Source organism: Martelella sp. FOR1707, assembly GCF_053484265.1.
Genome location: NZ_JBAKFP010000001.1, coordinates 33,915 through 46,660 on the forward strand (window position 1 = coordinate 33,915; position 12,746 = coordinate 46,660).

General features: G+C 63.7%; 12 protein-coding genes. 8 read left to right on the top strand and 4 right to left on the bottom strand.

What is annotated here, in order from left to right; translation table 11 throughout:
• Positions 1–98: 98 nt before the first annotated feature.
• The 4 genes from dctP to V6765_RS00175 all read right to left on the bottom strand — a co-directional run bounded on the left by dctP (position 99) and on the right by V6765_RS00175 (position 4,006).
• Positions 99–1,205, bottom strand: a complete 1,107-nt coding sequence (dctP, locus tag V6765_RS00160; protein ID WP_448425436.1) for a TRAP transporter substrate-binding protein DctP — start codon at positions 1,203–1,205, stop codon at positions 99–101.
• 28 nt (positions 1,206–1,233) lie between these two features.
• Positions 1,234–1,914: an RraA family protein gene (locus V6765_RS00165; RefSeq protein ID WP_448425438.1), complete on the bottom strand. Its 681-nt coding sequence runs from the start codon at positions 1,912–1,914 to the stop codon at positions 1,234–1,236.
• 79 nt (positions 1,915–1,993) lie between these two features.
• Positions 1,994–2,851, bottom strand: a complete 858-nt coding sequence (locus tag V6765_RS00170) for a DUF1932 domain-containing protein (RefSeq protein WP_448425440.1) — start codon at positions 2,849–2,851, stop codon at positions 1,994–1,996.
• Positions 2,852–3,340: 489 nt separating this feature from the next.
• The gene (locus V6765_RS00175; protein ID WP_448425442.1) at positions 3,341–4,006 is read right to left on the bottom strand and encodes a GntR family transcriptional regulator; all 666 of its coding nucleotides are present in this window, start codon (positions 4,004–4,006) and stop codon (positions 3,341–3,343) included.
• Positions 4,007–4,128: 122 nt separating this feature from the next.
• Between V6765_RS00175 and V6765_RS00180 the strand changes: the two genes are divergently transcribed.
• From V6765_RS00180 to V6765_RS00215, 8 genes are read left to right on the top strand one after another with little or no spacing between them, the layout of a single operon-like run.
• Positions 4,129–5,496 (top strand): acyclic terpene utilization AtuA family protein, encoded by a 1,368-nt coding sequence (locus tag V6765_RS00180; RefSeq protein WP_448425444.1) that lies wholly within the window; start codon positions 4,129–4,131, stop codon positions 5,494–5,496.
• The gene (locus V6765_RS00185) at positions 5,493–5,837 is read left to right on the top strand and encodes an AtuA-related protein (protein ID WP_448425445.1); all 345 of its coding nucleotides are present in this window, start codon (positions 5,493–5,495) and stop codon (positions 5,835–5,837) included. The genes V6765_RS00180 and V6765_RS00185 overlap by 4 nt, the downstream gene beginning before the upstream one ends.
• A gap of 41 nt (positions 5,838–5,878) precedes the next feature.
• Positions 5,879–7,447: an ABC transporter substrate-binding protein gene (locus V6765_RS00190; protein WP_448425447.1), complete on the top strand. Its 1,569-nt coding sequence runs from the start codon at positions 5,879–5,881 to the stop codon at positions 7,445–7,447.
• 1 nt (position 7,448) lies between these two features.
• A complete protein-coding gene (locus V6765_RS00195; protein WP_448425449.1) occupies positions 7,449–8,348 on the top strand; it encodes an ABC transporter permease in 900 nt (299 codons plus the stop codon).
• Between the two features lies 1 nt (position 8,349).
• On the top strand, positions 8,350–9,294 hold the full coding sequence (locus V6765_RS00200) for an ABC transporter permease (protein ID WP_448425450.1): 945 nt from the start codon (positions 8,350–8,352) through the stop codon (positions 9,292–9,294).
• Entirely contained in the window at positions 9,291–10,271 is a 981-nt protein-coding gene (locus tag V6765_RS00205) for an ABC transporter ATP-binding protein (protein ID WP_448425452.1), read from the top strand. The genes V6765_RS00200 and V6765_RS00205 overlap by 4 nt, the downstream gene beginning before the upstream one ends.
• A complete protein-coding gene (locus V6765_RS00210) occupies positions 10,268–11,206 on the top strand; it encodes an ABC transporter ATP-binding protein (protein WP_448425454.1) in 939 nt (312 codons plus the stop codon). The genes V6765_RS00205 and V6765_RS00210 overlap by 4 nt, the downstream gene beginning before the upstream one ends.
• Positions 11,203–12,648, top strand: coding sequence for a carboxylesterase/lipase family protein (locus V6765_RS00215; protein ID WP_448425456.1), 1,446 nt, complete (start codon positions 11,203–11,205; stop codon positions 12,646–12,648). Before V6765_RS00210 ends, V6765_RS00215 begins: the two co-directional genes overlap by 4 nt.
• The last annotated feature ends 98 nt before the right edge of the window (positions 12,649–12,746 follow it).

The following is a 12,746-nucleotide window of genomic DNA, read 5'->3' on the forward strand; positions in this document are numbered from 1 at the left end:
CCACGTCAGCGGTTTCAGACACATCGAAGCTGCGATGCCGAAAGGCAAAGGGCCCGATCAGGTCTCTTGACCCGACCGGCCCCCGTTGCCAACCGGCTCTACTGCTTCATCTCAATCCCGACAAGCTCGCCGATCGTTGCATTCCACTCCGATACACAGGCTTCACCGCAATTGCCGGCGAAATTCGGCAGCACCTTTTCCTGCGTTAGCCGCGCGACCTCGGCCAGTTCGGCCTCGGTCGGAACCGTGACGGTCGCATCATATTTCTGGAACGCGCCGCTGTCGTCGCATTGCGCGTCGCCGGCGGTGCACCACAGGCCCATATTGTGGTTGCGGATCTGCGTCGGCCAGGCCATTTCCTGCTCGAAATATTCGCTGGCAAGACGCAGCCATTCCTGAACTTCCGGCGCCTGCTTGTTGAACCAGGATTCATTCACGATCCTGATCTGCGGGGCCCAGCCGGTGTTCAGCGCATAGACATATTTCGTGACCTCCGGCAGCTTGGCGATATTGCCGCTGGCGGTGCCGGTGATGCCGCAATCAATAACGCCGCGCTGCAGGGCCGGCGCCATCTCGGCAAACGGCATGGAAACTGCAGTCGCGCCGAGCGCGGTGATCAGATCGGCCTGCGTGCCGCTGAAAACGCGAACGGTTTTGCCCTTCAGGTCTTCGAGGCTTTCAACCTTTGCGCCGCACCACAGAACGAGACCAGTGGTCGGCCAGCTTGCAAGCGCAACCGATCCCGCCTTCTTCGACAGGGTCTCATTGATGACCGGCATGAAGGCGTCGCTGCTGGCGCGTACGCCCTCGATCGTTGGCGTGACGCCGGAAATGTCCATGCCATCCAGAATCTTCATGTTTTCGCTGGCATAGGACGCAACGGTATCGGCCATGTCGTAGACCCCCGAGCGCACCAGGGTGACCATCTGCGAACCGGGCACGCCCAGTTCGGTGATCGAGCTGAGCTTGACGTCGATCCGGCCATCGCTGAGCCGCGGCACGACCTCCTCCCAGAAGGGCTTCTCAAGCATGCTCCATTCCGACGTGCTGCTGTCGATCGCCAGCACTGAAACCTGGGTCTTTTCCGGCAAGGTCTTCGCCAGTTCCTGCAACTGCGCCTCGGTCACCTCGGCCTGCGCCGAGCCGTGGGCTGCAAGCGAAAGCGTCATCGCCGCGGCAAGTGCTGTCAGTGTTTTCTTTTCCATGGTTTTTCTCCTCCTAGAGCGTTAACTGTCAGTCGATATATTCAACGTTGCGGTTGGCCAGAATTTCATTCACCCAACTGCGATCCACCGTGCCGTTGCGGATCGCGGCGATCTCCTGTTGCTCCGCAGCCTGTTTTGCGCGCGCAGCCTCAAGGATTTCCGCCGCCTCGCCGGCCGGAACGCAGAGCACGCCGTCGCCATCGCCAAGGATCAGATCTCCGGGCTTGATCACCATCCCGTCGATCGCAACCGGAACATTGATTTCGCCGGGGCCGTCCTTGTAAGGGCCGCGATGGGAGACGCCGGCGGCAAACATCGCCATGCCGCTTTCGCGGATTTCCTCCGCATCCCGGATCGCGCCATTGATCACGAACCCGGCCACGCGGTTTTCCTGCGCGAGATAGACCATGATCTCGCCCATGATCGAGTTGGTCAGGTCTCCGCCCGCGTCGACGACGATGACGTCGCCCTCTTCCGCCATGTCGATCGCCTTGTGCACCATCAGATTGTCGCCGGGACGGGTCTTTACCGTCAGCGCCGGGCCGGCCATGATCCGCCCTTCGGCATGGTACGGACGCAGCCGCGACCCGGCGGCGGTCATCCGGTTCATCGCGTCCGAAACATTGGCGACGGGAAGGCTTGCAAACCCCTCCACGAGAGCGCTTTCGACCCTGGATTTGCGGGCATGAATTCTGAAGCCGGCAGTCATTTCTTCTCTCCGATAGTCAAATGGTGGTGTGTGGGAAGCGGCCGCCAGGCTTTCAGAAAGCGGCGCAAACGGCGCCCGGTCACGACAGACCTGCGGAAAGCCAGCGCACCGCCTCCGCTACATTGGCTGGTGCCGCAGGCCTTTCCTGTGAAATCCGCTGCGATGTTCTTGCATAAGCGGCCAGAACCGCATCGGACACCGGGGTCTGCAGCCCGAAACTGCGCGCCTGGGCGATGGCATCCTCGACCTCATGCTCGCGCCGGGCGGCATGCAGGACATGTGTCCGCACCATGGCATCGAGCAGGTCGGGAAAGGGTCGTGCGCTGATATCGGCAAGATTTTCGCGCAGCTCCGCCTCAAGCCCCATGCGCTGCGCGGTCGCGTAGCACTCGACGGCCAGCGCTTCGATGCCCTTGGACATCAGCGTGCGCAGGAGCTTCAGTCCGCCGGCTTCTCCCGGAAGAGAATTGGCCATTGCGCGGGTGTTGAAGCCAAGACGATTGAGCGCCGCAGACACGTTTTCGGCCTCAGCGCCTGAGAGAATGATCGGCGAACCTGCCCCGGACAGATCGACCGACCCCATGATGGCGCCATCGACGAAAGCAACCTCGGTATCCGCCAAAATCGCATCGCAGTCGCGCATCAGCGTCATCGGTGAAGACGACAGGTCGGCATAGGTGAAAGCGCCGGCCCGCTTCGCGACATCGCGCGCCACGCTTGCGGCGACGGCCGAGGGAAACACGCCGAGCACCAGCGAGCCGGGCGTTATATGGTCCGGCAAGGCTGGTACGACCTGATGCCGTTCATCGCGAGCGGTGGCAACCGGATCGACATAAAGAGGCTGCTCGCCGGCCTGTTCCAGTTGCTGGCCGAAGGCGCGGCCGACCTCTCCATATCCGATGATGATGATTTCGCTGGCAGCGGCAATTGCAGTCATGGAATCTCCCCTTCGGGCCGAGATAATCCATTTTTGGATACAAAATGCAACGATAAAATACAAAATGGACCGATAATCGGCGTAAATTCCGAAAATGATATTTATAATGTTTTTGTTTTGCATTTTCCGCCGATTTGCGGACCTCCCGGATTCCCTCCCTGCAACCGCGCGCCGCGAACTGGATCAAGCGCAGTCAAGCAATCGCTCATATTACGAGCGCGCAATGAATATTAGAGCTCTCGGCGGTTCCTGCGGTTGCGGTGTCCAGTTCTTTTGAAAGCCCACTGAGACCGAAGGCCGGATTTGGACACGCCTTGTCCAAGACCCTGGGTCGACAGCGGGCCAGCCGGAGCCATGATTTGCCTTACTTCGTCAGCAGATCAGGCGTGACCACCGACATTTTGGCCGGGATCAACAGTCTGGGCCTTTTCGCAAAAAAAATGGAATTGACCGCGGGCGGCTACGGGGCGGGTCCTTGCCACGTTGGGGTCACGCTATGCGTGCATATTCGCCGATGGCGTTGGCTTTCAGATAGAAATCCTTCGGGCGGCGGATGTGGCTTTCGATGATGCTCCACAGCCGGTCGGCGTCGCCAGCGACAAGGGCATCGATCATTTCGAAATGCTCGGCGATCGCAATCTCGCGGATTTCGCCGCTGGTGAAAGCGCGGGTGCGGATGGGATGGGTTGCGAAGGTGTAGTGCTGAATGGCATCGGCAAGCTGGCGGTTGCCGCATGCCCGGTAGAGCGTCTCGTGGAACCTGTTGTTGAGTTCGAATACCGCGCCGAACTGCTGCTGGCGCGACGCCTCGCGGTGGCGGCCTGCAATCTCGGTCAGTGCTTCGATCGTGTCAGCGGAGGCCGGCTCCCTGAAGCGGCGGGCCGCCTGCCGCTCCAGGCATTCCCGGATTTCGTATAGCTCCTCGATCTCGCGGATCGAATAGTCGCGCACATGCACGCCCTTGTTGCGCTCGCGTACCACGAGGCCGGTCTTTTCCAGCTCAGAGAAGGCGAGTCGGACGGCGTGGCGGGTGGCGCCGGTCCGCGCGATGATCTCGTCTTCCACCAGTCGTTCGCGGGGATGGCGGTGTCCGGAAATGATCTCGCGCTGCAGTTCGCGGTGCACATCCTCCCAGTTTTTTGCTTGTTCTGACACGTTCTGCCCACTCCCGACCCGATTCACAGATTTGCCGCGACATTAGCATATCTCAAATGGAAGACAATTATCGTTGACATTATCGATAATAATGCCGATAAAGCCGGAAACGGGAGGAAAATGTGTATCGGATAGGCAGTGGAGCGGGCTTTTCAGGCGATCGGGCGGATGCCGCCATCGCCGTCGTCGCGGCGATCGCCGCGGCGGGGGAGGGTGGAGCGATCATGTTCGAGACGCTCGGCGAACGCACCCTCGCGCTCGGCCAGATCGCCCGGCGCAAGGACGCCGCGCGCGGCTACGAGCCGCTGCTTGAAGACATGCTCGCTCCAATTCTGCGACCGGCCCACGAAGCCGGCATCACCATCGTCGGCAATTTCGGGGCGGCCAATCCCCCCGCCGCCGCCGCCGCCATCCGCGCGCTCGCCGACAGGCAGGGCATTGCCGGGCTGAAGATCGCCATCGTCACGGGCGACGATCTCCATGGCCGCATGGACATCGCAACCGCCGAACGCTGGGACGGTGACGGACGCCTTCCGGAATTCACTGGCGAGATCGTCGCCGTCAACGCCTATATCGGCGCCCGCGCCATCGCCGAGGCGATCACGTCCGGCGCCGATGTGGTGGTCACCGGCCGTGTGGCCGATCCGGCGTTGGCGCTCGGGCCGCTGGTTGCCCATTTTGACTGGGACTGGAACGACCTCGACCGGATCGCTGCCGGCACGCTCGCCGGCCATCTGCTGGAATGCGGCGCGCAGGTCACCGGCGGCTATTTCGCTGATCCCGGCTTCAAGGATGTGCCGCGCCCGGCCGAGATCGGCTTTCCGATCGCCGAGGTGGAGGCCGATGGAAGCTTCGTGATCACCAAGCCCGCTGGTACCGGCGGTCTTGTCAGTGAGCGCACGGTCAAGGAACAGCTTCTTTACGAAATTCACGATCCGGCCGCTTATCTCACGCCCGATGTCACGCTCGACATCAGCGAGGTGACGGTGCGCCAGATTGGTGAGGACCGGGTCCGGGTCGAGGGCGCGCGCGGCAGGGCAGCGCCGGAAAAACTCAAGGTAACGGTCAGCTATCACGGCGACTACTTCGGCGAGGCCGAGATTTCCTATGCCGGCGCCAATGCGCTCAACCGCGCGCGCCTTGCGCAACGGACGATCCGCGAGCGGGTCGAGCTTCTGGGGCTTGATGTGCGGATGCGCTCGGACATTTTCGGCACGGTCAGCGTTTTTGACGCCGATTCTGGCGTGATGCTTTCACAGTTTGCCGGCGGACCGGATGGCGACTATCGCGTCCGCTTCGCCTTTGACAGCGAAGATCGCAAGGCGGTTGAACGCGCCGTCGCCGACGTCAACGCGCTTTACTGCTGCGGTCCAGCCGGCGGTGGCGGCGTGCGCCAGAGCGTGCGCCCCCGCGTGCGCACGCTATCCTATCTGGCCCCGCGCTCGCTGGTGACGCCGTCGTTCTTCTTTCTCGGCGAGGAGACCGCATGACCCCTGGCAAGACGGTTCTCCTGCATCAGATCGCCCATGGCCGTTCCGGCGACAAGGGCAACCGTTTGAATGTTAACGTGATTGCCTATGAACCACGGCACTGGGATGTGCTTCGGGAGCAGGTCACCGAGGAACGGGTCGCTGCCCTTTTCGCCCATCGCGGGGCAACACGCGTGAAGCGTTACGAACTGCCGCGCCTCAACGCGCTGAACTTCGTCATCGACGACGCGCTGGAGGGCGGCGTCAATGCAAGCCTTTCGACAGACACGCATGGAAAATGCCTGTCGTTTCTGGTGCTGGGGCTTGAGATCCGGCTGCCGGCCGAAACGGCGCCGGCATAGCAATTTAACGGCCCGCGAAGGGCAAAGGGAGGAGAACCGAAATGGCATTCTGGACAAAAACCACCAAGACGCTGCTGCTGTGTGGCGTTGCCGCCGGCGTAAGCGTTGCCGGCGTTAACGCTCAGGACTATCCGCAGGGCGGGACGCTGCGCGCCGCGATCTCGCAGATGGCGCCGTCGCCGGACCCCGTGGTCACCACTTTCGGCGTCAACTGGATGACCGCCACCATCGCATGCGAAGGGCTTTTCGCCATTGACGAGAGCTGGACGCCGCAGCCGATGCTGGCCGACAGTTTCGAATACAGCGACGACGGCAAGACGCTGACGGTTACGCTGCGTCCCGAGCTGAAGTTCCACTCCGGCGCGCCGGTCACATCGGCCGATGTCGTCGCCTCGCTCAATCGTTATCGCGATTCCGCCGGCATTGGCGCCGCGCTGAAAAACGCCACCGCATCGATCGAAGCGGTCGATGACATGACCATCCGCTTCAACCTCAACACGCCGACCGCCATCGTGCCCGGCCTGATCGCCAGCGCCCAGGCCGCGATCATGTCGGCGCAGTCGCTGGAAGACGCGTCCGCGACACAGGCGACCACCGGGCTCGATTGCACCGGCCCCTACCAGTTGACGAGCTATCAGCCCGATCGCGGCGCGGTGCTGACCCGCTGGGATGACTACCAGGCGCGCGCGGAACCGTCCTCGGCCTTCACCGGCAAGAAGCACGCCTATGCCGACGAAATCGACCTGATGCTGATGCCGGAGCCATCGGTGCGCCGCGATGCGCTGCTGACCGGCCAGATCGACATCGCCTACGAACTGCCGACTGATTTCTACGACGCGCTGCAGGCCGATACCGGCACTGAGGCCGTGGTCGTGCCCAACAACCAGTCGCTCACAGTGGTGTTTAACACCAAGGAGGGGCCGGCGGCCGACATCAATCTGCGCCGCGCGATCTACTATGCGCTGGAAATGGACCCGATCATGCTGGCCTCGGTCGGCAATCCGGAATTCTACACGCTCGATCCGAGCTGGATCCCCGATCCGAACTCGTTCTGGTACACCAAGGCCGGCGTGCCCGACGGTTTCGGAACGCCGAAGCCGAATCTTGTGCAGCAGTATCTTGATGCGTCCGACTATGATGGCGAACCCATCCGCTGGCTGGTCGCGGCCGAGCAATACCAGAAGCACTTTCTGACCGCGGTCGTAGCCCAGCAGCAACTCGCCGACTACGGCATCAATGTCGAGCTGGTGGAAAGCCCGATGGCCAACTATATCCAGTCGCGCGCCAATCCGGCGGACATGGATGCGTTCTCGAGCTTCCTGCCGACCTATGTCGACCCGACCTCGATTGCCTATCTCAATCCGAGCTATCCGGGCTTCTGGACCGATCCGGAAAAGATGGAGCTGATGGACAAGATCGCATCGACCATCGACCAGGACGAGCGCAAGGCGATCTTCGAGAAGATCCATACCCTGATCTATGATCAGTTCCCGTTCATCAAATACGGAACGGAAGCCAATATGTACGGCATCCGCAGCGGCGTCGGCAATGCGCCGGCCGTGCCGAGCCGCGGCTACGACCTCTACAACGTCGCACCGCCCCAGAGCTGAGATGAGCGTGACCGAGACCGATACCAACGAGCCGGGCATTGGCGAGCGTGAAACGTTCGCCAGCGCCAACAGGAGCGTCTGGCACAGGCTGGCAACCAACCCGACAGCGGTGATCTCGATCGCGCTTCTGGTGTTGATCAGCCTCAGCGCCATCCTCGCGCCTGTGATCGCGCCCGGCAATCCGATGCGCATCAATCCGGTGGACAGGTTCCAGCCGCCGAGTTTCGCCCATCCCTTCGGTACCGACAATCTCGGTCGCGACATGTTCAAGATGGTGCTTTACGGGGGGCGGACATCGCTCCTCGTGGGCCTGATCGTCACCGCGATCTCGATGAGCATCGCGGTGATCTTCGGCGCGATCTCCGGCTTCTACCATAAGGTGGACATGGTGCTGATGCGGTTCGTTGACGGGCTGATGGCGTTTCCGGGCATCGTGCTGGCGACCGCTGCCGCGGCGATCCTCGGGCCATCGAGCCGCACCGTCATCATTTCGCTGTCCATCGTGCTGATCGCGCCGTCGCTCAGGGTGGTGCGCGGCCAGGTACTTGTGGTGCGCGAACTGCAGATGATCGAGGCGGCGCGGGCCGTGGGCGTGCCGACGCTCAGGCTGTTCACCCGCTATATCCTGCCGGCCGTCAGTTCGCCGATCCTGGTGCAGGCGTCCTTCATCTTCTCCGCCGCCGTGCTCGGCGAGGCCGCGCTCAGCTTTATCGGCGTCGGCATCGGCCCGCGTGAGTTGAGCTGGGGCAACGCACTGACGGAGGCCCGCAACTATATCGCCGCCGCGCCCTGGATCGTGGTGTTTCCCGGGCTGGCGCTGATGCTGACCATCCTCGCGCTCAACCTTCTCGGCGACAGCCTGCGCGATATTCTCGACCCCCGACTGGCAAGGAGGCGCTGACATGCTGCGATATCTGGCAAAACGCTTCCTGATGATCCTGCCGACCATCTTCGTGCCGCTGATCCTCGTCTTTCTTCTGCTCCGGCTGTCGCCGGGAGACCCGGCAGGAATGATGCTCGGCGATCAGGCAACGCCGGAACAGATCGCGGCGCTGAGGGCCGAGCTCGGGCTCGACCAGCCGATCTGGACTCAGTTCTTCATCTGGCTGAAAGATATTCTGACCCTTAACCTCGGTGACTCCATTTTCTTCCGCAAGCCGGTGATGGAGGTGATCCCGCCCTATGCCGCCGTCACCATCCAGCTTGCCGCCGTCGGGCTGGTGCTGGCCATCATGTTCGGCGTCACGCTTGGCACGCTGTCGGCGATGAAGCGCAACAAGCCCGTCGACCGCGCCGTGGTCACCTCCGCCGTGCTCGGCATCTCGCTGCCGGAGTTCTGGTTCGCTCTGCTGTTGATCTTCGTCTTTGCGGTCACGTTGCGCTGGTTTCCGGTCGCGGGCTACAATCCGCCGTCGGCCGGGCTGATCGCCTTCGCCTCGACCATCTTCCTGCCGGCGCTGGCGCTCGGCATTCGCCAGTCCGCGCTGATGACCCGGATGATGCGCTCCTCCATGCTTGATGTTCTGAACGAGCCCTATATCACCACCGCGCGCGCCCAGGGCCTGCCGGAAAGCAAGGTCATCGGCCAATATGCGATGCGCACGGCCTCGATCCCGGTCGTGACTGTGGCCGGCCTTTCGGCGGGCTACATGCTCGGCGGCGCGGTGGCGATCGAGATCATCTTCGCGCTGCCCGGCCTCGGCCGGATGCTGGTGGAGGCCGTGGGCCGGCGCGACTATCCGCTGGTCGAGGGCGGCGTGCTGACGATCTCGCTGGTGCTCGCCGTTCTAAATCTGGCGATCGATATCGTCTATGCCTGGCTCGACCCGCGGATACGCTACCAATGACCGAGACAACACCACCCGTCGTCCTCGATGTCGAGGGCCTCAACCTGTCCTTCCGCACCCCGAACGGCCTGTTGCCGATCATCACGGACGTTTCCTTCAATGTCCGTCAGGGCGAGGCGGTGGCGCTGGTCGGCGAATCCGGCTGCGGCAAATCCGTCACCGCCAGCGCGGTCATGGGGATCGCGCCTGACAATGCCGTGATCAGCGGCCGGATCACGCTCAACGGAAAGGTGATTTCCAACCTGCCGCCGAAACAGCGCCGCGCGCTCTGTGGCCGGCATATGGGCTTCATCTTCCAGGAGCCGATGACGGCGCTGCACCCAACGCTCACCATCGGCCGGCAGATGACAGATTCCATCCGTCACAATCTCGGCCTTGGGCGGACGGCCGCGACCGACCGCGCCGCCGAACTGCTGGACCGCGTCGGCATTCCGCGTCCGCGCGAAATCCTGAAGGGCTATGTCCACCAGCTTTCCGGCGGCATGCGCCAGCGGGTTATGATCGCGCTGGCGATCTCCTGCGGCCCCTCGCTGGTGATCGCCGATGAGCCGACGACGGCGCTCGACGTCACCATCCAGGCGCAGGTGCTGGACCTGCTCGACGACATGCGCCGCGAGCTTTCGCTCGGCATGCTGTTCATCACCCACGACCTCGAAGTGGTGGGCGATTTCTGCGACCGGGCGGTGGTGATGTATGCCGGCGACGTGGCGGAGCGGGGCCGGGCGGCCGATATCGTCCGCCGGCCGGAGCATCCCTATACCAACGGACTGCTCGCCGCCGTGCCTGCCGATGACGATCTCCGCGACCGGCTGACGCCGATTCCCGGCAGCGTGCCGCCGGTGGGCCAGTGGCCGGAAGGCTGTCGGTTCGCGCCGCGCTGCGCCCGCGCCGACGCGGTCTGCCTTGAACGGCCCGTGCTTGAACCCAAACGACAGACCGAAGCCCGGTGTTGGCACCCGATGGAGGAACAGGCATGAGCGAACCTCTCCTGAACGTTACCGGCCTTTCGAAAAGCTTCAGCGCGGTTCAGGCCGTGCGCGGCGTCGACCTTGCCATCCCCAAGGGCAGCACTTTCGGCCTTGTCGGCGAATCCGGCTCCGGCAAGTCGACCACCGCCCGGCTGGTGCTGCGGCTGATCGAGCCGACATCCGGCGAAATCCGTTTTCGCGGGCGCGACCTGTCGAAACTCGGCGCGGCCGCGTTGCGCGCCGAACGGCGGCATATGCAGATGATCTTCCAGGACCCGTTCGGCTCTCTCAATCCGCGCATGTCGGTGCGCGAGACGCTCGTCGAGCCGCAGCTCGTACACGGCGTCGGCACGCCGGCTGAGCGCGTGCGCACCGCAGCCCGCCTGCTGGACGAGGTGAGCCTGCCGCAGGCCGCGCTCGACCGGTTTCCGCACGAGTTTTCCGGCGGCCAACGCCAGCGCATCGCGATCGCCCGCGCGCTCGCCACCAATCCCGAGCTGATCGTCGCCGATGAGCCGGTATCCGCGCTTGACGTCTCGGTTCAGGCGCAGGTGCTGAACCTGATGCGCGACCTTCAGGATCGCCACAACACCACCATGCTGTTCATCTCCCATGATCTGAGGGTGGTACGGTTCATGTGCGACGAAATCGCGGTGATGTATCTCGGCGAGATCGTCGAACAGGGCCCGAGCGCGCGCATCTACAGCGCGCCGGCGCATCCCTATACGAAGGCGCTGCTCGATTCCGTGCCCGGCAAGGGCCAGGAACGGCGTGCGCGGCTTTCCGGCGAGATTCCGAGCGCGCATGCCATTCCCTCGGGCTGCGCGTTTCGCACCCGCTGTCCGCTCGCCTTCGACCGCTGCACCCGCGAAGCGCCGGCGATGCACGAAACCGGCGACGGGCAGCGCGCGGCCTGTCATCTTCTGGAAGAGAGGGCGGCATGAGCGCTTTTGAGGAGATTGCCGCAAAGAGCCGAAAAGCGACCTATCACGGGCTTTCAGACGGGAAAACGGCGCGGTTCATGAATATCCGTTATGCCGCGCGGCCGCTTGGGTCGTTGCGCTTCCGTCCGCCGCGCCGGACCGAAAACGAGGGCGATATCGATGCCCGAAAACCCGGCTTCGCTCCGCCGCAGCAGCGCAACGATCCGCCCGCCTGGGCGCCGCGCGGCGAAGGATTTCAAACCGGCGAGGATTGCCTCAACCTCAATATCTGGACGCCGGCGGTCGACGGGGCAAGGCGGCCGGTGATCGTCCACGCCTTCGGCGGCGGGTTTCAGACGGGGTCGGGGCAGGGGACGTTTCATGACGAGCCCGGCTTCGTCGCCCGCGGCGATGTCGTTCTGGTGCGCCCCAATATGCGCGTCGGCGCGCCGGGCTTCCTGCACCTGGCCAAGGCCTTCGGTCCGGATTATGCGAGCGCCAATCGCGGCATGCTGGATTTCGTCGCGGCGCTTGAATGGGTGCGCGACAATATCGCGGCCTTCGGCGGCGATCCGGACAATGTCACGCTGGCCGGCATGTCGTCCGGAGCTTTCACCATTTCGGCGCTGTTCGGCGTCGATGGCGTAGCCGACCTGTTCCGCCGCGTCTGGGTGATGAGCGGGCCGGCAAGCCGGATCATCGATCCCGACACGGCGACCGACATGGCCGCCGATTTCCTCGACCGCGCCGGCGTCGCGCCGGGCGATGAGGCAGCCCTTGAGGCGATCGGCATCGACGATATTCTCCGCCTGCAGAGCGCGGTGCTGGCCACCCATCTCGGTGAGCGTAACGCGCCGGGCGGGCGTACATTCGGCATCGTTCTCGATGGCGTCAGCCTCAACCGCCACCCGATGGAAGGCCTCGCCACGGGACGCTTCAGGACGCACGGCATTGTTACCGGCTGGACCCGCGACGAGGCGCGGATGTGGTATGCCATGGGCGTGATGCCGGAGGTCAAGGATCGCGCCGGCGTGCTGCGCACCATCCGGCTGTTCTTTCCCGACGACGCAGACGCGAGGCTCGCCGCGCTGGAGCAGGAACGACCGGGCGCAGGTTTCAGCGAATACGAGGAAGTCTTTCTGTCGCGCACCATCTACCGCGATCCGGCCATCGCCATGCTCGCCGCCCACAGCGACATTGGCGGCGTCGGCTACGGCTACGAATTCCGCTGGTCCCCGCCCGGCGAAAACGCCCGCCTCGGCGCCGCCCACGGCTTCGACGAACCCTTCGTTTTCGACAGCACGGATCGTTTCCCGCTTGTCCGTGGGGACGAGGATGCCCCCGCTCTCGCCCGCGCCATGTCCCGCGCCCTTTTCAGCTATGCACGCAACGGCGATCCGGGCTGGCCATGTTTCGGCGCGGAGGCTTTCCGCAAATCATGGGGCAGCGCAGACGGCGGCTGAACCTTTCGCCCACCGCCAAGGAGGCGCCCCTATTCCATTTGGAGTGCGCCTGAGATCGCATTCCGGCCCGCCGAATGACACCCGCTTTCCCGTTTTCT

Excerpts from the sequence above, each read along its gene's own strand:
- dctP (WP_448425436.1), bottom strand. The coding sequence starts at position 1,205 with ATGGAAAAGAAAACACTGACAGCACTTGCCGCGGCGATGACGCTTTCG.
- V6765_RS00165 (WP_448425438.1), bottom strand. The coding sequence starts at position 1,914 with ATGACTGCCGGCTTCAGAATTCATGCCCGCAAATCCAGGGTCGAAAGC.
- V6765_RS00170 (WP_448425440.1), bottom strand. The coding sequence starts at position 2,851 with ATGACTGCAATTGCCGCTGCCAGCGAAATCATCATCATCGGATATGGA.
- V6765_RS00185 (WP_448425445.1), top strand. The coding sequence starts at position 5,493 with ATGACCCCTGGCAAGACGGTTCTCCTGCATCAGATCGCCCATGGCCGT.
- V6765_RS00190 (WP_448425447.1), top strand. The coding sequence starts at position 5,879 with ATGGCATTCTGGACAAAAACCACCAAGACGCTGCTGCTGTGTGGCGTT.
- V6765_RS00195 (WP_448425449.1), top strand. The coding sequence starts at position 7,449 with ATGAGCGTGACCGAGACCGATACCAACGAGCCGGGCATTGGCGAGCGT.
- V6765_RS00200 (WP_448425450.1), top strand. The coding sequence starts at position 8,350 with ATGCTGCGATATCTGGCAAAACGCTTCCTGATGATCCTGCCGACCATC.
- V6765_RS00205 (WP_448425452.1), top strand. The coding sequence starts at position 9,291 with ATGACCGAGACAACACCACCCGTCGTCCTCGATGTCGAGGGCCTCAAC.
- V6765_RS00210 (WP_448425454.1), top strand. The coding sequence starts at position 10,268 with ATGAGCGAACCTCTCCTGAACGTTACCGGCCTTTCGAAAAGCTTCAGC.
- V6765_RS00215 (WP_448425456.1), top strand. The coding sequence starts at position 11,203 with ATGAGCGCTTTTGAGGAGATTGCCGCAAAGAGCCGAAAAGCGACCTAT.